Origin of the sequence: Rhodococcus cercidiphylli, from assembly GCF_033042225.1 — a bacterium.
Lineage (GTDB): Bacteria > Actinomycetota > Actinomycetes > Mycobacteriales > Mycobacteriaceae > Rhodococcoides.
This window is the reverse complement of sequence record NZ_JAWLKE010000012.1, coordinates 44,588-65,192: the sequence shown is the minus strand read 5'-3', so window position 1 is coordinate 65,192 and position 20,605 is coordinate 44,588. Positions and strand designations below refer to the sequence as shown.

At 65.4% G+C, this 20,605-nt stretch carries 19 protein-coding genes, 1 tRNA gene and 1 pseudogene; 4 read left to right on the top strand and 17 right to left on the bottom strand.

Annotated features, from left to right (window positions below; translation table 11 throughout):
• Window positions 1-6: 6 nt before the first annotated feature.
• The 9 genes and pseudogenes from R3P95_RS24230 to R3P95_RS24195 all read right to left on the bottom strand — a co-directional run bounded on the left by R3P95_RS24230 (window position 7) and on the right by R3P95_RS24195 (window position 7,505).
• Window positions 7-1,050 carry a zinc-binding dehydrogenase gene (locus R3P95_RS24230; protein ID WP_317549723.1) on the bottom strand — a complete coding sequence of 348 codons (1,044 nt, stop codon included), beginning with the start codon at window positions 1,048-1,050 and terminating at the stop codon, window positions 7-9.
• An 89-nt stretch (window positions 1,051-1,139) separates the two neighbouring features.
• The gene (locus R3P95_RS24225) at window positions 1,140-1,406 is read right to left on the bottom strand and encodes a Txe/YoeB family addiction module toxin (protein ID WP_317549722.1); all 267 of its coding nucleotides are present in this window, start codon (window positions 1,404-1,406) and stop codon (window positions 1,140-1,142) included.
• Window positions 1,403-1,651, bottom strand: a complete 249-nt coding sequence (locus R3P95_RS24220; RefSeq protein ID WP_317549721.1) for a type II toxin-antitoxin system Phd/YefM family antitoxin — start codon at window positions 1,649-1,651, stop codon at window positions 1,403-1,405. Before R3P95_RS24220 ends, R3P95_RS24225 begins: the two co-directional genes overlap by 4 nt.
• A 365-nt stretch (window positions 1,652-2,016) precedes the next feature.
• A tRNA-Thr gene (locus R3P95_RS24215) sits at window positions 2,017-2,089 on the bottom strand.
• An 85-nt stretch (window positions 2,090-2,174) separates the two neighbouring features.
• On the bottom strand, window positions 2,175-3,311 hold the full coding sequence (locus R3P95_RS24210) for a DNA polymerase III subunit delta' (RefSeq protein WP_394855469.1): 1,137 nt from the start codon (window positions 3,309-3,311) through the stop codon (window positions 2,175-2,177).
• Window positions 3,308-3,346, bottom strand: a pseudogene (locus R3P95_RS26225) (hypothetical protein). Before R3P95_RS26225 ends, R3P95_RS24210 begins: the two are co-directional and overlap by 4 nt.
• Before the next feature lie 116 nt (window positions 3,347-3,462).
• Window positions 3,463-6,456: a type I DNA topoisomerase gene (gene topA, locus R3P95_RS24205; RefSeq protein ID WP_317549719.1), complete on the bottom strand. Its 2,994-nt coding sequence runs from the start codon at window positions 6,454-6,456 to the stop codon at window positions 3,463-3,465.
• A gap of 109 nt (window positions 6,457-6,565) precedes the next feature.
• The gene (locus R3P95_RS24200) at window positions 6,566-7,153 is read right to left on the bottom strand and encodes a hypothetical protein (RefSeq protein WP_037187885.1); all 588 of its coding nucleotides are present in this window, start codon (window positions 7,151-7,153) and stop codon (window positions 6,566-6,568) included.
• A gap of 148 nt (window positions 7,154-7,301) precedes the next feature.
• Window positions 7,302-7,505, bottom strand: coding sequence for a cold-shock protein (locus R3P95_RS24195; RefSeq protein WP_005248460.1), 204 nt, complete (start codon window positions 7,503-7,505; stop codon window positions 7,302-7,304).
• Between the two features lie 391 nt (window positions 7,506-7,896).
• Here R3P95_RS24195 and R3P95_RS24190 point away from each other — a divergent pair, with 391 nt between their 5' ends.
• The gene (locus tag R3P95_RS24190; RefSeq protein WP_317549718.1) at window positions 7,897-10,266 is read left to right on the top strand and encodes a DEAD/DEAH box helicase; all 2,370 of its coding nucleotides are present in this window, start codon (window positions 7,897-7,899) and stop codon (window positions 10,264-10,266) included.
• A gap of 234 nt (window positions 10,267-10,500) precedes the next feature.
• On the opposite strand, the gene R3P95_RS24185 is transcribed toward R3P95_RS24190, so the two are convergent.
• On the bottom strand, window positions 10,501-11,268 hold the full coding sequence (locus tag R3P95_RS24185) for a FadR/GntR family transcriptional regulator (RefSeq protein ID WP_317549717.1): 768 nt from the start codon (window positions 11,266-11,268) through the stop codon (window positions 10,501-10,503).
• 121 nt (window positions 11,269-11,389) lie between these two features.
• On the opposite strand from R3P95_RS24185, the gene R3P95_RS24180 reads away from it, so the two are divergent.
• Together R3P95_RS24180 and R3P95_RS24175 are read left to right on the top strand one after the other, a co-directional pair.
• Window positions 11,390-13,075, top strand: coding sequence for an L-lactate permease (locus R3P95_RS24180; RefSeq protein ID WP_317549716.1), 1,686 nt, complete (start codon window positions 11,390-11,392; stop codon window positions 13,073-13,075).
• A gap of 52 nt (window positions 13,076-13,127) precedes the next feature.
• On the top strand, window positions 13,128-14,390 hold the full coding sequence (locus R3P95_RS24175; protein WP_317549715.1) for an alpha-hydroxy acid oxidase: 1,263 nt from the start codon (window positions 13,128-13,130) through the stop codon (window positions 14,388-14,390).
• A 188-nt stretch (window positions 14,391-14,578) separates the two neighbouring features.
• Here R3P95_RS24175 and R3P95_RS24170 read toward each other — a convergent pair whose 3' ends face one another.
• The 7 genes from R3P95_RS24170 to ssd all read right to left on the bottom strand — a co-directional run bounded on the left by R3P95_RS24170 (window position 14,579) and on the right by ssd (window position 19,184).
• Window positions 14,579-14,944 (bottom strand): Rv3654c family TadE-like protein, encoded by a 366-nt coding sequence (locus R3P95_RS24170; RefSeq protein WP_149407310.1) that lies wholly within the window; start codon window positions 14,942-14,944, stop codon window positions 14,579-14,581.
• A complete protein-coding gene (locus R3P95_RS24165; protein WP_317549714.1) occupies window positions 14,941-15,252 on the bottom strand; it encodes a TadE family type IV pilus minor pilin in 312 nt (103 codons plus the stop codon). Before R3P95_RS24165 ends, R3P95_RS24170 begins: the two co-directional genes overlap by 4 nt.
• Window positions 15,253-15,275: 23 nt before the next feature.
• Window positions 15,276-15,479 (bottom strand): DUF4244 domain-containing protein, encoded by a 204-nt coding sequence (locus tag R3P95_RS24160; protein ID WP_068054150.1) that lies wholly within the window; start codon window positions 15,477-15,479, stop codon window positions 15,276-15,278.
• Window positions 15,480-15,542: 63 nt separating this feature from the next.
• Window positions 15,543-16,115 carry a type II secretion system F family protein gene (locus R3P95_RS24155; RefSeq protein WP_262498543.1) on the bottom strand — a complete coding sequence of 191 codons (573 nt, stop codon included), beginning with the start codon at window positions 16,113-16,115 and terminating at the stop codon, window positions 15,543-15,545.
• Window positions 16,112-16,891, bottom strand: coding sequence for a type II secretion system F family protein (locus tag R3P95_RS24150; protein ID WP_149407308.1), 780 nt, complete (start codon window positions 16,889-16,891; stop codon window positions 16,112-16,114). Before R3P95_RS24150 ends, R3P95_RS24155 begins: the two co-directional genes overlap by 4 nt.
• Window positions 16,888-18,072 (bottom strand): TadA family conjugal transfer-associated ATPase, encoded by a 1,185-nt coding sequence (locus tag R3P95_RS24145; RefSeq protein WP_317549713.1) that lies wholly within the window; start codon window positions 18,070-18,072, stop codon window positions 16,888-16,890. The genes R3P95_RS24150 and R3P95_RS24145 overlap by 4 nt, the downstream gene beginning before the upstream one ends.
• Window positions 18,069-19,184: a septum site-determining protein Ssd gene (gene ssd, locus R3P95_RS24140; protein WP_317549712.1), complete on the bottom strand. Its 1,116-nt coding sequence runs from the start codon at window positions 19,182-19,184 to the stop codon at window positions 18,069-18,071. Before ssd ends, R3P95_RS24145 begins: the two co-directional genes overlap by 4 nt.
• A gap of 334 nt (window positions 19,185-19,518) precedes the next feature.
• Here ssd and R3P95_RS24135 point away from each other — a divergent pair, with 334 nt between their 5' ends.
• Entirely contained in the window at window positions 19,519-20,364 is an 846-nt protein-coding gene (locus R3P95_RS24135) for an HAD family hydrolase (protein WP_373454860.1), read from the top strand.
• The last annotated feature ends 241 nt before the right edge of the window (window positions 20,365-20,605 follow it).

Here is a 20,605-nt window from a genome sequence, read left to right as displayed (position 1 = left end):
TGCAGATCACACCTGATCGCGGACCACCGGAGGAACGAGCACGAACTTTCCGACGTGGTCCCTCTCCAGGAAGCGCTGCTGCGCGGCCGCGATCTGCTCGAGCGGAAACGACTCGGCCAACAGAGGACGAATCTCACCGGCTTCGATGTACGACACGAGGTTCGCAAACACGTCCTCGTCCCACGCTGTGCAGCCGAGGAGCGTCAGGTCGTTCAGGTACATCGTCCGTAGATCCAACGCGACGATGGGTCCTGCGATCGCGCCGGAGGACACGTACGTTCCCCCACGAACGAGGACGTCGAGGAGAGGACCGAAACCGTCGCCGGCGACATTGTCGATCACCACATCGACGCTGCGCGTGCCGAGGGCGTCCACCACGTCGACATCGCGCCCGTACACCTCGTGGACGCCGAGTTCGCGGAGCTGGTCGTGCTTGGCGCGGCTCGCGACGCCGATCACGCGGGCACCACGCCGAACAGCCAGTTGCACTGCGGCAGAACCGACTCCGCCCGACGCGCCGCTGATGAGCACCGTCGACCCTCGATGCACTCCCGCGCGGGCGATCATGTTCTCCGCCGTGCCGTAGGCACACGGAATCGTCGCCAGCTCCGCATCGGTCCACCCACAGTCGACCGCGAAGATCTCGCTTGCCGGAACGACGACGAACTGCGCGAACGCGCCGTCCATGTCCGAACCCAACCAGCGCGTCTCGCCCGACAAGAAGCCGTCGACGCGCATGCACGATCGAACCAGGACTCGGCTGCCGACGACGGATTCGTCCGTCCCCGGACTCGCACACACGAGCCCGCAGCAGTCCGTGCCCTGAATCAGCGGAAACGGCGTCGCGTCGTTCCACCCGCCGTCCGCGTACCAGCCCACGCGTGTGTTGATCTCGGTGTTGTTCATCCCTGCGGCCAACACACGAACGAGCACCTCACCCGGACCCGGCACGGGTATCGGCACCTCGGACACGACGAGTTTGTCGTACCCGCCGTTGCCGGTCGTGACGATGGCTGTCATCAGGTCACCGCTGGCTCTTCCGGTTCGCATGAAGTCATCTTGCAGGACCGACGCGACGAACAGGCCGATGGAGCGCTGGCGCTTCGATCAGAGGATCAATGCCCGGGTGCCGAGGTATGTCAGTAGTGGTATCTCGCCGACACGATGACGAGGTCTGGATTGTCGTCGCTCGGAGGCAGGTAGACGAGTCGGTGTTCGGTGTCGATGCGTCGTGACCATGCCCCGGCCAGAGCATATTTCAAGGGCTCGGGCTTGCCGATCCCGGCGTATGGGTCGCGCAAAGTCGCGTCGATCAGTTTGTTGATGCGGGCGACCATCTTCTTGTCGACGACGGTCCAGGACGTGTAGCTGTCCCATCCTTCTTCGGTGAATCGGACCTCGGTCATTCGGCCAGCTTTCTGGGTTTCACCTCCCCGCGGCGGGCCTGCTCCATGCTTTTCAGTAAGTGCGTTGCGTTGGCGGGACTGCGCAAGAGATACGCGGTCTCGACCATCGCGTCGTAGTCGGCCTTCGACATGAGAATCGCGTTGCCTCCCTTGGAAACGATCTCTATGGGGGTGTGATCCTCTACGACCTGTTCGACAAGCGGGAACAGACTCTTGCGGGCTTCGGTGCGAGTGATGGCTGACATTTCGATCTCGGCTCCTCCGGTCCGTGGCGTTGGCGGTCGCCGTCGGACGTGTGCGGCCCGCCGTGCGCGGGCAACTCTCTTCTGTTCGGCCCCGCGTTGCGCGGGAAGTCGCCTTCAGAGCGGAAAGGTACCACTTTCGGTACAGGTACCACAAGCGGTACCGGTCATAGTCGCAGCAACCACACAACGACGACCGGAAGACCGTCAGCACTTACCTCACGGGCCGGCTGGCCGACGCGGAAAGGTCAGCCGATAAGCACGCTCGCGAGCGCGGCGCGACCACATCAGCCGGCCTGACGCTTACCGGAGCAGAACACGAAAAAGCCCCTCACCAAGTCCTACTGGTGAGGGGCTTCTCGCCTCTGAGCCGCCTAAGAGAATCGAACTCTTGACCTTTTCATTACGAGTGAAATGCTCTACCGACTGAGCTAAGGCGGCGTGCCTTTCGGCGTTGGTGAGTCTAACGGAGCATCACGTCGAAACGAAAATCGCCCTCCCTCGAGCCGCGAGGCGGGCTCGGCCCCTAGCGCAGCACGTCGCCCAGCGTCCCGACCAACGCGTAGATGGCGAACTTCGGCTTTGCATTGACTGCCAACGACTCTCGGCATTCGAGGATTGCCTCGATACTCTTCAGCAGCGCCTCGGGCGAGACGGCTTTTGCCATTCGCTCGACCTGCTCGGCCATGTCGGGATGGGTCGCCGTGGCGGTCGATCCGTACGAGCGAGCGAGCGCATCTCGATACAGGCCCACCAGATCCATCAACGCGCGATCGAGTGAATCACGACCGGTTCTGGTGGCCCTCGACTTCTGCCGCTTCTCGAGGTCCTTGAGCACCCCGGCCGAGCCACGCAGCGCGCCCGCCGCACCCTTGCCGGTACCTCCGGCTCCGAGAGCCGTCCGCAACTCCTCGGTCTCGGCCTCGTCGCGGGAGGCGCTCATCTCCTTGGCCTCGTCCTCGGCGGCCTTCACCAGCTCCTCGGCCGCGAGGTACGCCTGATTGGGCCGGGCTGCAGCCGACGCCAGCGCCAGTGCACGTTTACGACGCGCTCGGGCGTCCTCGTCGGTGGCGAGACGACGCGCTCTGCCCACGTGACCGCCGCTGATCGACGCGGCCCACTCGGCCGTCTCGGCGTCGAGCTTGTCGCGGGTCTGCAGCACCTGCGCGATCGCCGGCACCGTGGGCGTCACCAACGAAACGTGCCGGCACCGCGAGCGCAGAGTCACCGAGATGTCCTGCGGATCGACCGACGGCGCACACAGAAGGAACACCGTCTTGGCCGGCGGCTCCTCGACGACCTTGAGCAACACGTTTCCGGCACCCTCGGTGAGCCGGTCGGCGTCCTCGACCACCACCACCTGCCACAACCCGGTGCTGGGTCGACGCGAGGCGATGGAGACGATGTCTCGCATCTCCTTGGTGCTGATGCTCAACCCCTCGGGCACGACGCGTCGCACATCGCCGTGAGTGCCGGCCATGGTGGTCGAGCAGGCCTGGCAGTGCCCACACCCGGGAGTGCCCTCGGTGGTGCACTGCAATGCCGCAGCGAAGCACAGGGCCGCGATGGAACGGCCGGATCCCGGCGGGCCGGCGAACAGCCACGAATGCGTCATCGCCGACGAGTCGACGCCGGTGCGAGCGGCCACCGCAGCGGCCGTCAGATCGGCCTCGACATCTTCCTGACCGACCAATCGATCGAACACACCCGCCATGCACGCAACCCTAGTGGTTGGGGCCGACAACCCGAACCCGCGAACTCGAAGTTACGGCGGCTTTGAACCGTTTTCACATCCATAACTTCGAGCTCGGCGGTTACTCGGTGTCGGTCTTCTTCGCCGGTGCCTTCTTGGCCGGGGTCTTCTTCGCGGCAGTGGTCTTGGTCGCCGTCTTCTTGGCAGCAGCTTTCTTCGCCGGAGCCTTCTTCGCTGCGGCCTTCTTGGCCGGAGCCTTCTTGGCGGCAGCCTTCTTCGCCGGTGCCTTCTTCTTCACCGGACCACGAGCGCGCCTGTCCGCCAACAACTCCGACGCACGGTCGTCGGTGATCGACTCGACCTCGTCGTCCTTGCGCAGGCTGGCGTTGGTCTCGCCGTCGGTGACGTACGGCCCGAAGCGACCGTCCTTGATCACCATCGGCTTCTCACTGATCGGGTCGACGCCCAGCTCACGCAGCGGCGGCTTGGCTTCGCCCTGACGACCCCGACGCTTGGGCTCGGCGTAGATCTTCAACGCCTCTTCCAAGGTGACGGTGAACATCTGATCCTCGTCGGCGAGCGAGCGAGAGTCGGTGCCCTTCTTCAGGTACGGGCCGTATCGACCATTCTGCGCGAGGATCTCTTCCTTGGACTCCGGATCGACTCCGACGACGCGGGGCAGCGAGAGCAGCTTGAGCGCATCCTCGAGCGTGATGGTCGCCAGGTCCATGGACTTGAGCAGAGAACCGGTGCGCGGCTTGGGGCCGGTCGCCTTCTTCGCAGCCGCCTTCTTGGCCGGAGCTTTCTTGGCCGCCGCCTTCTTCACCGCGGTCTTGACGCCGCCGCCACCGTCACCGTCGTTGCCGGACGGCACCGGGACGATATCGGGCTCGGGGGGCGTGGGTTCGGGTTCCGGCTCGGGCAGGATTTCGGTGACGTATGGCCCGAAACGGCCTTCCTTCGCGACGATGTCGTGACCGGTCAGCGGATCGACACCGAGCTTGCGCCCCTCTTGCGGTGTGGCAAAAAGCTTTTCGGCGAAGTCGATCGTCAACTCGTCCGGCGGAAGATCGTCGGGCAGGTTGGCGCGCTGGCTGATCGGATCGCCGTCCGGATCGTCATCGTTCTTGACCATGCGCTCGAGGTACGGACCGTAACGGCCCACGCGCACATGGATTTCACGACCCTCGGAGTCGTCGAACAGACGGATGGAGTTGATGGTGCGGGCGTCGATCTCTTCGAGATTCTGGCCGACCATCTTCTTCAGTCCACCGGAGCGAGCCACCGAACCCTCGGCACCGGTGTCGCCGCCGAAGTAGAAGCTCTGCAGCCAATTGCCGCGTCGCTCACGGCCTCCCGCGATGGCGTCGAGGTCGTCCTCCATGCCTGCGGTGAAGTCGAAGTCCACCAGACGCCCGAAGTGCGCCTCCAGCAACGCAACCACCGAGAACGCCACCCACGACGGCACCAGTGCACTGCCGCGCTTGTAGACGTAACCGCGGTCGAGAATGGTCTTGATGATCGACGAATACGTCGACGGCCGACCGATGCCCAGTTCCTCGAGCGTCTTGATGAGCGACGCCTCGGTGAAACGCGCGGGCGGGTTGGTGGTGTGACCGTCGGGGTCGAGCTGGGTAGCGGTGACGGCCTGCCCCTGAACCAGTGCGGGCAAACGTGATTCGGCGTCGTCGGACTGTCCGCCGGCCTGATCGTCGACGCTCTCCACGTAGGCCTTGAGGAAGCCGGCGAACGTGATGGTGCGCCCCGAAGCCGAGAAGGTGCACTCCTCGCCGGTTCCGGCCGTTCCGGTGATGCGCAGTGTCAGCGTGGTGCCGCGCACGTCGGCCATCTGCGACGCGACCGTGCGCTGCCAGATCAGCTCGTACAAGCGGAATTCGTCGGTCTGCAGGGCCGAGTGCAACTGACCGGGTGTCTGGAAGACATCACCGGACGGGCGGATGGCCTCGTGGGCCTCCTGCGCGTTCTTGACCTTGCGCGTGTACTGACGCGGCGACGGATGGACGTACTCCGGTCCGTAGAGCTCGGTCGCCTGGGTACGTGCCGCCGAGATCGCCGACGCTGACAGCGTCGTCGAGTCGGTACGCATGTAGGTGATGTAGCCGTTCTCGTACAGCCGCTGCGCGACGCGCATGGTGCGCTCGGAGCTGAAGCGCAACTTGCGGGCGGCTTCCTGCTGCAGCGTCGACGTCATGAACGGCGGGTACGGCTTGCGGGTGTACGGCTTGTCCTCGGCGGACGCGACCGTCAGGTCGACGCCTTCGAGAGCCTCGGCGAGGCGTCGGGCACGCGGTTCGTCGAGAACGGTCACCGAATCGGACTTGAGCTTGCCGTCGGCCCCGAAGTCACGACCTGCGGCGACGCGATTGCCGTCGACATTGACCAGGCGGGCTCCGAAACTGCGCGGGGTGGCGTCGGCTCCGGCGTCGAGCGTGGCGGAGATGTCCCAGTACTCGGCACTGCGGAACGCCATCCGCTCGCGCTCGCGCTGGACGACGATCCGGGTGGCGACGGACTGCACTCGGCCGGCCGAGAGCTTCGGCATGACCTTCTTCCACAGCACCGGGCTGACCTCGTAGCCGTAGAGACGGTCCAGGATACGACGGGTCTCCTGGGCGTCGACGAGGTCTTGATCGAGGTCACGGGTATCGGCGGCGGCAGCGAGAATGGCCGGCTTGGTGATCTCGTGGAACACCATGCGTCGAACCGGGATCTTGGGGTTCAGGGTCTCGAGGAGATGCCAGGCGATGGCCTCACCCTCGCGGTCGGGGTCAGTGGCGAGATAGAGCTCGTCGGCGTCCTTGAGCAGGCTCTTGAGCTCTGCGACCTTGCCCTTCTTCTCGGGCGAGACGACGTACAGGGCCTCGAAGTCGTGGTCGACGTCCACGCCGAGACGTGCCCAGGGCTCACCCTTGTACTTGGCGGGAACGTCCGCGGCACCGCGGGGAAGGTCGCGAATATGGCCGACGGAGGCCTCGACGACGTAGTTGCTCCCGAGGTACGGGGCGATCTTCTTTGCCTTGGTCGGAGACTCGACGATGACCAGACGACGTGGCTCGGCGGAGCTGTCCCCCGTGCCGTTGTTACGTGCTGCCACCTTGCTGCCGAACCTTCCCTAGTGCGTTTTCACAGGCAGATTTGCCTGTCCCACTACTAACAGACTGACATACGTCGGCCAAATACTCGCAGATCAGTCACAGATCGGCCTACTCGGCGTGGGGCCAATTGGTACGTGCGTCCACGTTCTGTGGAGCCTCGCCGACGTTCTCGGTGAGCCGCAGCAGCCGGCGTCGACCGGTGATTCGGAGGCCAGGATTGGACCCACGCGTGCCGATGAGCGTCGGCGCGATGCCCGCGCGCATCAGCGACTGGGCGAGGACGGCGTGAGTTTCCGGCGCGTGCGGATCCAGACCGAGCACGTACCGCTCCCCCTCCGCCTCGGGACGACCCGACGCGAGCACCCAGGCGCGCAGTTCGCGAGAACCCGGTACCCAACCGGGCGGGACGGCCTTGACAGCGCCCTTGGTCCACAGAGACGCCAAAGCGGACAGTTCGGGCACCGACGCGGTACGCACCAGAGGCCTGTCCTCTTCCGATCGACCGAGCTCCGGCGTCAGACCGCATTGTTCGATGAGTTCGGCGATGGCATCCGCGCGCCACTGAGCGTCGACCACGACGGAAATTCGGGCCGCACCCGCCGAGGTGACGACATGGCCGGTGGCAGCCAGCAGCCCACTGAGATCGGTCACCGCGGGCGGCAACGACTCGGCGGAGAAGAAGGACAGCTGGTTCACAGCATGGACATTAGGACATCGACGCCCGCGCTCACGGCTTTCGGCGCTCCCCGGTGGTTCGTGGAAAACGAAACATCCCCCTTTTCGATCGGCCTTGTAGGACCGATGAAAAGGGGGATGACGGTTCTCGACTCCAAAGAGAAGAGAATCAGACTGCGCGAACGCCCGTGGCCTGAGGACCCTTGGTGCCCTGGCCGACCTCGAACTCGACGCGCTGGTTCTCCTCGAGGGTGCGGAAGCCGCTGCCCTGGATCTCGGAGTAATGAACGAAGACGTCAGCGGAGCCGTCTTCTGGTGCGATGAATCCAAAGCCCTTTTCGGCGTTGAACCACTTCACAGTTCCCTGTGCCATGCTTTTCCTTCTCTTTCTAACACCGGATTCGATGGAGCGCACTTTCGGTCCATCGGGCCGGTTCCGACCGCTGCACTTTCTACGAATCCCCCTCAGGATTCCCCCTGACGGACGAGCTCTTCCAGTACCGCGCCCGCAACATTAGATCCTGCGAGCGTAGAACGAACACAGAAGCTGCGACCGCGTCAAGTGAACCATGAACTCCGCGTTCGCAACAGTCGAAAGTCGACCGTTTTCGAACATTTTGTCCGTGTTGTAGAAACGGACAACATCCGACAAGCGAATTGCTGCTTCCACCAGGGCGCGAAGGAGCTGAGCAGGTTCCCGCTAGCATGGGGATGTCGCGAACAGCCCGACGGCGCTTGTAGATCGAACGAATGCATGGAGGCCCGTGATCGAGAATCATCCGCACAGCGGTGCGGATGCCGGGAGCTACGGACAGCGGTTGCTGGATCGAGTATTGGCGGGATCGCCTTCGAGCGAGAGCCCGCTGACCCACGTCGCCGAACTGCCGGCACGCGCCTCGCAGTTCTCCTCCTGGCCGTCGTGGGTGGGCCCGGAAGTGGTGCAGGTGATCACCTCTCGTGGGATCTCACAACCCTGGACGCATCAGGCACGTGCGGCAACACTCGCCGCCGAGGGCAGTCATGTGGTGCTCTCGACCAGTACCGCGTCGGGTAAGTCGCTGGCGTATCAACTCCCCATCCTCACGACGCTGTCCGCCGATGCCCGAGCGACCGCGCTGTATCTGGCCCCCACCAAGGCCCTCGGTGCCGATCAGCTGCGCACCACGATCTCGATCACCGACGAGTTACGTTCGGTATCAGACGAACTCGCCGAGGTGTTTCCCAGCGCGTACGACGGCGATACGCCGATCGAGATTCGTCAGTGGGCCCGCGCGAACGCGCGCTGGATCTTCACCAATCCCGACATGCTGCATCTCGGGATCCTCGGCTCGCACGAGCGGTGGTCGCGTTTCCTCCGCAACCTCCGCTACGTGGTGGTGGACGAATGCCATTACTACCGTGGAGTTTTCGGATCCAATGTCGCGCTCGTGCTCCGCAGGCTACGACGCCTCTGCGCACGGTACGGAGCATCGCCGGTGTTCGTTCTCGCCAGCGCCACGACCTCCGAACCCGGACGCGCCGCAAGTCGCCTCATCGGAGCGCCGTGCGCGGAAGTCACCGAAGACGGATCCCCGCACGGAGCCCGCACCGTCGCACTGTGGGAACCACCGCTACTCAAAGAGATCACCGGCGAAAACGGCGCTCCGGTAAGGAAATCCGCAGGCGCGGAAGCGTCGCGCATCATGGCCGACCTATTGGTGGAGGGCGCGCGAACTCTGGCGTTCGTGCGGTCCAGGCGCGGAGCCGAGGTGACCGCGCTGGGGACCCAGAGAATTCTCGCCGACGTCGATCCGCAATTGATACGACGCGTCGCCGCCTATCGCGCAGGATATTTGGCCGAAGATCGGCGCAAACTCGAATCCGATCTGTCCGACGGCACGTTGCTCGGCGTAGCCACCACCAATGCGCTCGAATTGGGCGTCGACATCGCCGGTTTGGACGCGGTGATCGTCGCCGGCTTTCCCGGCACCGTCGCGTCGTTCTGGCAGCAGGGCGGCCGGGCCGGACGACGCGGGGAGGGCTCGCTGCTGGTGCTCGTTGCGCGCGACGATCCACTCGACACATATCTGGTGCATCACCCGGCGGCTCTGTTGGACAAGCCCGTCGAGGCCACCGTCACCGACCCCACCAATCCGTACATCCTGGCTCCGCAGTTGCTTTGCGCTGCAGTCGAACTGCCGATCACCCTCGTCGAGGCCGAGGAGCTGAGCGCAGAATCGGTGCTTGAGGAACTCGAACTGAAAGGCTATGTGCGCAAGCGACCCCACGGGTGGTTCATCACTCCCGAGGGGCAGCAGTTGTCGCCGCACGGTGCGGTGAACATTCGCGGCGGCACCGGGGTGCAGGTGGCCATCGTCGACGGCGAGTCCGGTCGCATGCTGGGCACCGTCGACGGCGGCAGAGCGCCCGCCACCGCCCACCCGGGCGCCGTCCACATTCACCAGGGTGAGTCGTTCGTGGTCGACGAACTCGATCTCGATACCGGTCTCGCGCTGGTGCACGCCGAGCAACCCGAGTGGAACACCTCCGCGCGCGAGATCACCGACATCTCGATCACCGCGGTACACGAATCCGTCGACTACGGCGAGGTACGCGTCGCGCTCGTGCAGGTGAACGTCACTCAACAGGTTGTCGGCTATCTCCGACGCCTCCTCTCGGGCGAGGTACTCGATTCCATCGAACTCGACATGCCCGCACAGACACTCGACACCAGGGCCGTCATGTACACCATCACCCCGGAGTTGCTCGAGCACAGCGGAGTTCCGTACGAACGATTCCCCGGATCACTGCACGCCGCCGAACACGCCGCCATCGGACTGCTGCCGCTCGTTGCCACCTGCGATCGCTGGGACATCGGCGGAGTGTCGACGGCTCTGCACCCCGACACCGGCCTGCCTACGGTGTTCGTCTACGACGGATACGACGGCGGAGCAGGCTTCGCCGACCGCGGTCACGTGGCCATCGCCGATTGGCTCACGGCCACGAAAGACGCCATCGTCTCGTGCGAATGCCAAACAGGCTGCCCCTCCTGTGTGCAATCACCCAAATGCGGAAACGGCAACGATCCACTGGACAAAGACGGTGCTGTTCGAGTGTTGACGGCGGTACTGGCGGCCATCACTCGGGAGGACTGAGCCCACGGATTCCGATTCAGCGCCGGTTCAGCGCCGGTCCAGTGATGGGCGCAAACGCGCGCGCATTCGCTGAACGCGTGCAAAATCGACTGCTGAACGGGGCTATATCGCGCGCATCTGACAAACGCGCGCGCATTCGCGGCGTCTGGGCGCAAGGCTCGAACTCACGGGCTCACTGCGGAATTCGTCATCTATCCGTAGGTCGACGGGCACCCGAATCTGCGACAGCCGATGCTACGTCGGTTCCGGGCTGTTGCGAATGGACAGGGCCGCAGCGGACGACCGGATGTGTTCTTCGGCCGACTTCATTGCAAGCTCTGCGTCACCGGCTTCGACGGCGGCGAGAATCTGCCGATGTTCGGCGTTCAGCTTGTCGGACAACGAGTCCCAATCCTCGATCTCCAACAGGGCGGCGAGGATGGGCGCGCGCATCGATTCCCGGATTGCTGCCGTGAGGGAGGCAACGAAGTCGTTGCCCGACGCCTCGGCCAAGGCGATGTGAAAGTTCGTATCCGCGTCGTTGAACACCTCTCGGGTGACACCCTGCGCTGCCATTATCTCCACAGCATCCCTGGCCTGGGCGAGCTTGTCCTGATCGGGGGCCACGGCGGCGAGGTGAACGCTGGCCCGCTCGAGCGCCACTCGCGTGCTGAGCAAGTCGTCGATCCTGAAGTTGGCCAACGCCACGTGCAAACGAAGGAGACGCGTAAGCGCGGGCCGCGGCAGAGCCGCAACGAAGGTGCCTGCTCCGGGACCCGAACCCGGTGACGACCGCAGAATCCCACTGCTCTCGAGAACGCGTACCGCTTCACGGACCCCGGCCCGGCTGACGTCGAGCTGAGCTGCGAACTCCCGCTCGGGCGGCAGCGGATCCCCGACGCGGAGATCGCCCGCCATGATGCGCTCCTCGATCGCGTCGATGACCAGTTCGTGCGCGCGGGCGCGCCGGACCGGCTTCCACGGAAGCGGATCGTTCTGCGCCCGTTCAGCGTCGTCAGCCATAACGGTCATCCAACCAGAAGAAGGTCTGTGCCTCGAGCCTCTTGACCCCATCGAGTGTGATCCATATCATTCGTCATGTGGTCAGACCTCACACACCTTGAAGGTCTTGAATGGAGTAGCCGTGTACACACCCGATCTCGAACCGCTCGCGGGCAGCATCGGATTGTCCGCTGCGGTCGCGTGCCTGCCGCTGTTGACGGTCTTCGTCACGCTGGGCCTTCTTCGTTGGAAAGCCCACTTCGCCGGTCTGGCCGGGCTCGTCGTCGCGCTGGCAGTGGCGGTTCTGGCCTACGACATGCCGGTGAATCTGGCCGGGCTGTCGGCCACACAGGGCTTCGCCTTCGGGTTGTTTCCCATCGTGTGGATCGTGATCTGTGCGATCTGGTTGTACGAGTTGACCGTGACAAGCGGACGATTCGACGACCTGCGCCGCATCATCGATGCCATCTCCGACGATCCGCGTATCCAGGCGATCATCATCGCGTTCGGCTTCGGCGGACTACTCGAAGCCCTCGCCGGATTCGGTGCTCCCGTCGCCATCACCGGTGTCATGCTGCTGGCTATCGGCTTCGCTCCGATGCGCGCAGCCGTCGTCGTATTGCTCGCCAACACCGCGCCGGTCGCCTTCGGCGCCATCGGCATTCCTATCCTCACCGCCGGCAACTTGACGGGCATCGACTACCACGAGATCGGCGCGTACGTGGGCCACCAGACCCCGTTCATCGCCCTGTTCGTACCGCTGTTCATCGCGTTCTTGACCGATGGTCGACGCGGCGTCGCCCAGACGTGGCCGGTCGCCCTGGCCGTCGGTGTCATGTTCGCCGTCGCGCAGTGGGTCAGCGCAACCTGGATCTCGGTCGAGCTGACCGACATCATCGCCTCGCTCGCTGGCATCGCCGCAGCAGTCGTGGTTCTGCGGTTCTGGAAGCCGACCGGATCCGACGCGGCCCGCGAACGCATCCTCCTGGCCCGAGATGCGGACCTCGATTCGGGGAGCTCCGGCACTGCGCCGATCACGCCTGCACCGGTCGCCACCCGCACCATCGAGGCCGCGCCGCTGACGACCCAACGAGTGTGGCTCGCACTGTTCCCATACCTTCTCGTCATCGCGGTGTTCTCGGTGGCCAAACTGTGGTCCCCGGTCGCCAGGTTCCTCGCCTCGACCGACATCGCCGTACCGTGGCCCGGTCTCGACGGCAACATCCTCACGGCCGCCGGTTCCCCTGCCACCACCACCATCTACAAGTTCACCTGGCTGTCCACGCCGGGAACACTGCTCCTGATCTGCGGCGTCATCGTCGCCGCCGTCTACCGCGTCAGCGCTCCCGACGCCGCCCGGCTGTTCGGAAGCACCCTGATCAAACTGCGATTCTCCGCACTCACGGTGGGCGCGGTTCTGGCGCTCGCCTACGTGATGAACCAGTCGGGGCAGACCATCACCATCGGAACCTGGATTGCCGGCACCGGCGCATTCTTCGCCTACCTCTCCCCGATTCTCGGGTGGCTGGGAACCGCGGTCACCGGTTCTGACACCAGCGCGAACGCGTTGTTCGCGACGCTGCAGCAGACTGCGGCGATCAACGCCGGCATCGACCCCACCCTGCTGGTCGCCGCCAACACCTCGGGTGGTGTGGTGGGAAAGATGATCAGCCCGCAGAATCTCGCCATCGCCGCGACCGCGGTGGGGTTGGTCGGGCGAGAGTCCGAGATATTCAGAAAGGTCATCGGGTGGAGTCTCGGCCTGCTGCTTGCCATCTGCCTTCTGGTCGGACTCCAGAGTTCGGTCCTGGCCTGGATGCTGCCCTGACCCGTCGTCACCACCACTCACCGCAATCAGCCCACAGAATCGAGAACGTGACATGCCCATCACCCGGCAGACGCCCAAAGCGACCGACCTGCGCGAGGTCCTCTCGTTCAAAAAGCCCGATCTGAACCTCCGTCGCCGACGCCTCAGCGCCGCACTCACCATCGATGATCTCCGCACCATCGCTCGTCGACGCACCCCACGAGCCGCATTCGACTACACCGACGGTGCCGCCGACGCCGAGATCTCGCTCTCGCGGGCTCGTCAGGCCTTCCGCGACGTCGAATTCCACCCCTCGATCCTGCGGGACGTCTCTCACGTCGACACCTCGACGACGGTGTTCGGCGGGCCTTCCGCGCTCCCGTTCGGCATCGCACCGACGGGATTCACCCGCCTGATGCAGACCGAGGGCGAATACGCCGGTTCTGCCGCAGCCGGAGCTGCTGGAATCCCGTTCTGCCTCTCGACGCTGGGCACCACGTCTATCGAGGACGTCAAGGCCACCAATCCGAACGGACGAAACTGGTTCCAGCTCTATGTGATGCGAGATCGCGACATCTCGTTCGGGCTGGTCGAACGCGCCGCGAAGGCAGGCTTCGACACCCTCCTGTTCACGGTCGACACGCCCGTCGCCGGATCACGACTGCGCGACAAGCGCAACGGATTCTCCATCCCGCCGCAGTTGACCGCGTCGACGATCGCCAACGCCATCCCGCGGCCCTGGTGGTGGTGGGACTTCCTCACCACGGCCAAGCTCGAGTTCGCATCGCTGTCCTCCACTGGCGGCACGGTCGGAGAGCTGCTGAATTCAGCGATGGATCCATCGATCTCGTTCGAGGATCTCGACGTCATCCGGGAGATCTGGCCCGGCAAGCTGGTCGTCAAAGGTGTTCAATCGGTGGCGGATTCGGTCCGTCTCGCCGAACTGGGAGTCGACGGAATCATCCTGTCCAATCACGGAGGCCGACAACTCGATCGGGCCCCCGTTCCCTTCCACCTGCTGCCTCAGGTGGTGAGCGAAGTCGGCTCCGATTTCGAGGTCGCCGTCGACACGGGAATCATGCACGGTGCCGATATCGTCGCCTCCATCGCGATGGGAGCGTCGTTCACCCTCGTCGGACGCGCGTACCTGTACGGCCTGATGGCCGGAGGGCGAGCCGGCGTCGACCGCATGATCGAGATCCTGCGCGAAGAGATAGTCCGCACCATGCAACTGCTGCAGGTCAATTCACTCGCGGAACTGACCCCGGAGCACGTCACTCAACTCACTCGATTCGCTCCTCTACAGTCCGGGGCCCGCACCTTCACACCACGCTGACCGCTGTAGGCCAGGGTTCGAGGCCGGGGTTCACGGCAAAGGCTCACGGCAAACGCGCGCGCATTCGCTGAATGCTCGCGAAATCGCCGGCCAGACGGGGCGAATCCCCGCGCACCTGACAAACGCGCGCGCATTTGCGAATTCGGCCAGCGGGCGAGGCGGACCGGGACGGGCAAGCGGGGCGACCCTCACCCCGGACCCGCCCTTGCCGAGGCGGTGGCGTCGGACATTCCGAAGCGACCCAGGAACACCGACTGCCCCACTGTCACGATCACGTCCCACTCGTCGATCGTGCACTCCCGCAACTCCGTACCCATTCGCACCGACAGCCCCCGCGCCGTCTCGCACGCATCTGCTATCCCGCGGTCGAGGGCCCCGGCCCCGGCCAGCGCCGCGAGATCGGCCGCCGACTGCGCCTGATGACGTGCACCCACCGCCGAGCCGACGTGCATCACCATCACCACGACAACGATCAACGCCGACATCGCCAGCGCCGCCAACACCGTCGCGCCACCCTCCTCATCACGCAGCGCCCTCCAGAAAGCGAACTTCATTCCGCTGCAACCGGTTCCGCAGCAGCAACCGCCTCCGCCGACAACGTCAATCCCGGCAGCGGACTCGCCACCTCCACCCGCGCGACGAAGAACTCCCCGTCCTCGGTCACCGTGATGCGAGCCCCCTCCGGCGCAACCCTCTCCCCCACCGACACAGCCCGGTCCGTATCCCCTCTGGCCGCCAACCGAGCTGCCTCCCTGGCCGCATCGACGCAGCCGACTTGCAACGTCACCGACACGATCGCGCCGATGCACACCACGATCACCGCGACGATGGACGCGATCGCGAACGCCGCCTCCACCGTCACGGCACCGTCGTCATCGGCCAGGCTCAGACTGCTGTGTTCAGCGCTCGATCGATGATCCCCGTCAACGCCGTGACGATGCTGTCGCCGGTCACCACCGTGTACAGCACCGCCCCGAACGCCGCGGCCGCGATGGTCCCGATCGCGTACTCCGCGGTCGACATGCCATCGTCCTCCACGCCGAACAGAACGATTCGAGTCTTCAACTCCTGCAGTGCATTCTCGATCATCTCGATTCCCCTCCCTGTTGTCCGCTGCGGTAGTTCCGCAGCGGAAGATTGTCGGCGCGGCGGTCACAGCAGACCGCCGCCCAGTACGTTGCCCGCCAGTCCGATCACCACGGGGATGATGCCGAGGCAGATGAAGGCAGGCAGAAAGCACAGCCCCAACGGCCCGCTGATCAGCACACCCGCGCGTTCGGCCGCAGCAGCCGACGCGTCCTCGGCGCGAGTTCGTTGTGTCGCAGCGAGTTCCGTCATCGCCGACGCCATGGACGACCCGGCCCGGGCAGATCGGCGGGCCATCCTGGCCAGAGCCTCGGTCTCGGGATCCTGCGCGACGGCGTCCCATGCGGTCGCGGCGTCGGCACCGAGTTCGAGCAGATCGGCTGCCTTGCGGAGCGCGATACCGAACGAGGTCGGAGCGGAATGTGCCGCTGCCGCAGCGGCGGTCGATATCGGCAAGCCTGACCGCAGACAGGCTGCGAGCAGATCGAAGGTCGTGGCCACTGCGAGCGGGTCGGGTGTCGGCACATCGACGGTGTCGGTGCCCGCCCGGCGCTCGGATGCCAGCCTGTGCAACCCACCCGAGACCGAGGGCAGCGTGATCGATGCCGTGGCCAGAAACAGCACCGCCACCCACATCACGTCGTCACCTTGCCGGTGATCGCATCGGTCCACAGCAGTCCCGCACAGCCCAGCCCCGTGCCGATGAGCAGCAGCATTCCGCCGAGCCCACCGCCGAGCAGAATGTGCAGTGGATCGGCTCCCATCAGCTGACCGAGCGCGACTCCGAGAATGGGCAACCCGGCCAGAACCAGCGCGGTGGCACGGGCACCGGCGAGCGATGCATCGGTTCGTTCGCGAAACCGTCTGCGTCCCAGCATGTCCTCGCGGACGGCGTCGAGCAGTTCGGCGAGCGCGAGCCCGTGTTCGTCTGCCACTCTCCACGCGGCGGCCAGCCGGCCGAGCTCGGCGTCCAACAACGAATCGGATGAGGCGATACCGTCCGCAGCCATGCCGCCCAGTCGGGAGCGCGATGCCGCGCCGCGCAGTGCCGTCGACGCGATTCCGCCGCACTCGTCCGCCGCGACCGCGCTGGCCGTGGCCGGATGGGATCCGACGCGTAGCTCGCCGATGACCACCTCGACTCCGGTTGCGAGCCAGTTCAATTCGTTGGCACGCCGGTCGCGTTCGAGTCGCCGACGATATCGCCGCCATCCGGTACCGCCCGCCACCGCTGCTGCGCTCACGGCCCAGATTCCGCCGAGCCACCACGCCGCCCCTGCCGCAAGCAGAACGCAGCATGCAGGCACCAGCCATCGCGGCGCGGAGGAAGCCGCCCGTTCTTCACGAGGCAACCGACGGAAACTGCTCGGCCACAGGGCAACCGCGAGGGCGAGGACCATCACCGCCGCCGTCATCGGGCGTCACCGCAACGGCGGTCGAGCAGTTCGAGGAGCCGACCTTCACCCGGCGTCGCGTCGGCAGTCACCGACCAGGCCGCCGCGATGTGCACTCGCCCGGTGGGATCGACGTCGACCACTCCGATCTCACGTAGTCGTCGAGTACCGTCGGAACTTCGGTGGACGTGCAACACCACTTGGACCGCAGCGGCGAGTTGGCTGTGCAGCGCGTCTCGGCCCATTCCGCCCAGTGCCGCAAGGGCTTCGAGTCTGGCCGGTACCTCGGCCGGGGAGTTCGCGTGAATGGTTCCTGCTCCACCGTCGTGACCTGTATTGAGTGCCGTCATCAAGTCGATGACCTCGGCCCCGCGCACTTCACCGACCACGAGCCGGTCCGGTCGCATTCGCAGGGCCTGACGCACCAGCTGCCGCACCGATACTTCACCCACGCCTTCGACATTGGGCGCGCGGGCCACCAGCCGGACCACGTGCGGATGTGCCGGGGCCAACTCGGCGGCATCCTCGACGCAGACGATCCGTTCAGCCGGATCCACCTCTCCGAGAAGGGCGGCCAAGAGTGTAGTTTTTCCAGCGCCGGTACCGCCGACAACGAGAAATGCCAGGCGACCGAGCACGATTCGACGCAGCAGCTCGTACCCGTCTGCGGTCACGGCTCCCGATGCTCGGAGCGCGGCGAGTCCTTGGGTCGCCGGACGCAGCACTCGAAGCGACACACACGTTCCTCCGCTCGCCACCGGAGCCAGCACCGCGTGCAGGCGGACTCCGAAGGCCCCCTGCCCGACGCCCGGCAATCGACCGTCGACCCAGGGCTGCGCGTCGTCCAAGCGGCGGCCGGCCGACAACGCGAGCCGCTGCGCCAAACGACGTACGGCGGCCTCGTCGGCGAAGCGGATGCCGGTGCGCTCGAGTCCGCGACCACGATCGATCCACACCTGATCCGGTGCGGTGACCAGTACATCGGTCACCCCTGGCTCGGTCAGCAGCGGCTCCAACGGCCCCGCGCCGGTCAGCTCGGTCTGCAGAACACGAAGGGCCGCAAGCATATCGGTGTCGCCGATGACTCCACCTGCTTCCGCTCGAATGGCCGCGGCGACGGTCGCGGGAACCGGAGCGTCAGCCGATGCCGCCAAGCGATCACGGACGCGGTCGAGCAGATCCGCGGTGACGACGGCGCTCATGCCGCCCACCGCTGACCACCGGGCTTGTGCGCGAACGTATCGAGCACAGCGTCGGCTGCCGCGGCCAGCGGCGAACGTCGGCCAAGCACCAGACCTCCTCGTTCGAGCCGCTCGGCCAACGCGGGCTCGGCGCGCATCGACGTCAACAGAGGAAGCCCCAGGGCGACGGCGATGTCGTCTGCCCTCAGCCCACCCGGCGCAGGCCCACGAACGACCAGGCCGACGTTGGCGTTTCGATCCACCACCTGCGCTGCCACCGTCTCAGCCGACGTCACGGCTCGCAGTTCGGCCGGAAGTACCAGCACGACGAGATCCGCCGCGGCGTACAGAGCGTCGGAGACGTCGCTCGGATGACGCGGAGCGTCGCACACCACCAGATCTCCCGCTGCGCGTCCTGCATCGACCACAGCCGCCACTGCAACAGCCGAGAGTTCGACACCCCGGTCCTCGGATCGGCCGAGCGCCAGCACCGACAACCCGCCGCGGGAAGGCAGCGCCCCGTGCAGAGCGTCGCCGGAGACTCGGCCGCCTTCGACGACCAGGCCGGACCACCGCAGACCCGGAGCGTTCTCCCAGCCGAGTAACAGGTCGAGGCCGCTGCCGTACCGATCACCCTCGACGAGGAGGGCACGTCGGTCCGAGCGGCTGCTGCGGAGTCCGAGTGCGGCGGCGAATGTCGATGCGCCCGCGCCGCCGCGAGCGCCGACCACGGCGATCACTCCACCGTCTCCCGACGGCACCGACGCGGGTTCGCCGAGTATGCGCACGAGTGCGTCTTCGTCCTGCGGCAGGGAGAGCACATGCTCGGCACCGAGCGATGTGGCGATGCGCCAGTCGTCGAGTGTCGGTTGCGCGGCCGTGACCAGAATGACGCCCGAGCGTCGCGAAAATCCGGACGCCAATGCCGTCTCTGCAGACTCGAAATCGACCAAAATTGTTCCGAGTCGGTCCCACATCGACCGTGCCGAACCGATACCGACCAGTAAGTTCTGCTCTTCCACAACACAATCCGCGGCCGCGGCTATTCGATAGACGTCCTCGCGGAGTCCGCGAAGTTCTATCGACATCGCCACAGTCGGGTGCGCGATTCGCTGTCGCGGGTCCGTTTCCATGCGCCAAGCCTGCGTGAGAATCTGCTCGAGGTGCGCGCGACTTGGGGAAATGTGGATAGATCGGGGCCTGTGGATGAATACCGGTACTGCTGTACCAGTTTTTGACCCGACCCGGAAAAGAGGACGACCCTCGCCAGGGGGGGAGGAGGCGAGGGTCGTCTGGTTCAGCCCCGGGGGGTCGGGCTGAACACCGCCCGGAATGAACCGGGCTCATAGCAAATACTACACCCGTGGACTTCCTTGTTTGCAAGTTCAACCGTCGCTTTTTCTCGACGGTTTCGGACCGAGTCCGCCAGTGGCACCGCGCAACATCCACCGGTCACCACCGGCCACTATGGTGACAAACGTGACCCAGAGCGCGAGCACCGACGACGCCCCGGCCGGCCGACGCGCAGCGCGCGTGGCGGCATTCTTCGACCTCGACAAGACGATCATCGCCAAGTCCAGCACGTTGGCATTCAGCAGGCCGTTCTTCGACCAAGGACTCATCAACCGGCGCGCCGTTCTCAAGAGCAGTTACGCCCAGTTCCTGTTCCTGCTCTCCGGAGCCGATCACGACCAGATGGAGCGCATGCGCGCACACATCGCGAGCATGACCGCCGGCTGGGACGTCGAACAGGTACGAGCAGTCGTCGCCGAAACCCTGCACGACATCGTCGACCCCCTCGTGTTCGCCGAAGCCGCCGACCTGATCGCAGACCACAAGCTCCGCGGCCACGACGTGGTGATCGTGTCGGCGTCCGGCGACGAGATCGTGCACCCCATCGCAGAACTGCTCGGGGCCGATCACAGCATGGCCACCACGATGGTGACCGTGGACGGCAAGTACATCGGCAAGGTCGACTTCTACTGCTATGGCGAGGGCAAGGTCGACGCCATGAACTCCTTGGCCGCGCAACACGATTACGACTTGGCGTCGAGCTACGCGTACTCGGACTCGATCACCGACGTGCCGATGCTGCGCGCCGTCGGGCATCCCACGGCCGTCAACCCCGACCGAGCGCTGCGCAAGGAAGCCGCATCCCGCGGCTGGCCGATTCTCACCTTCTCCAACCCGGTCTCGCTGCGATCACGGATCCAGACCCCGTCCGGTAAGACCGTAGCGGCAAGTGCGGCAGCAGGTTTCAGCGCTCTTGCGGCCGGCGCGATCACCTACGGACTGCTCCGAAGAAAAAGATGACGCTCAACCCCTTGATGTGAGGCGCGTCACGGGGTACAAATGACGTACGGAAGAACGGAAGGCCAAGATCGAATCGGAAGAGAAGATTCGCTCTCCCAACCGCCCTTCCCAGCACGGACACCAGGCACCCACGCGGAGCGGCCACCTAATGGCAGAAGCGCTGTGGGCCTGCGAGATTCGTCGATGATCAGCAAGAACCCTGCACCGGTTGCAGGGATGACCTCATCACCGTCGAACCCTC

What these genes read in the sequence shown, in the direction of transcription:
- R3P95_RS24230 (WP_317549723.1), bottom strand. Translation starts at nt 1,050, where the DNA reads ATGCGAACCGGAAGAGCCAGCGGTGACCTGATGACAGCCATCGTCACG.
- R3P95_RS24225 (WP_317549722.1), bottom strand. Translation starts at nt 1,406, where the DNA reads ATGACCGAGGTCCGATTCACCGAAGAAGGATGGGACAGCTACACGTCC.
- R3P95_RS24220 (WP_317549721.1), bottom strand. Translation starts at nt 1,651, where the DNA reads ATGTCAGCCATCACTCGCACCGAAGCCCGCAAGAGTCTGTTCCCGCTT.
- R3P95_RS24195 (WP_005248460.1), bottom strand. Translation starts at nt 7,505, where the DNA reads ATGGCACAGGGAACTGTGAAGTGGTTCAACGCCGAAAAGGGCTTTGGA.
- R3P95_RS24185 (WP_317549717.1), bottom strand. Translation starts at nt 11,268, where the DNA reads ATGGCTGACGACGCTGAACGGGCGCAGAACGATCCGCTTCCGTGGAAG.
- R3P95_RS24175 (WP_317549715.1), top strand. Translation starts at nt 13,128, where the DNA reads ATGCCCATCACCCGGCAGACGCCCAAAGCGACCGACCTGCGCGAGGTC.
- R3P95_RS24170 (WP_149407310.1), bottom strand. Translation starts at nt 14,944, where the DNA reads ATGAAGTTCGCTTTCTGGAGGGCGCTGCGTGATGAGGAGGGTGGCGCG.
- R3P95_RS24160 (WP_068054150.1), bottom strand. Translation starts at nt 15,479, where the DNA reads ATGATCGAGAATGCACTGCAGGAGTTGAAGACTCGAATCGTTCTGTTC.
- R3P95_RS24150 (WP_149407308.1), bottom strand. Translation starts at nt 16,891, where the DNA reads ATGACGGCGGCGGTGATGGTCCTCGCCCTCGCGGTTGCCCTGTGGCCG.
- R3P95_RS24145 (WP_317549713.1), bottom strand. Translation starts at nt 18,072, where the DNA reads ATGAGCGCCGTCGTCACCGCGGATCTGCTCGACCGCGTCCGTGATCGC.
- ssd (WP_317549712.1), bottom strand. Translation starts at nt 19,184, where the DNA reads ATGGAAACGGACCCGCGACAGCGAATCGCGCACCCGACTGTGGCGATG.
- R3P95_RS24135 (WP_373454860.1), top strand. Translation starts at nt 19,519, where the DNA reads ATGGTGACAAACGTGACCCAGAGCGCGAGCACCGACGACGCCCCGGCC.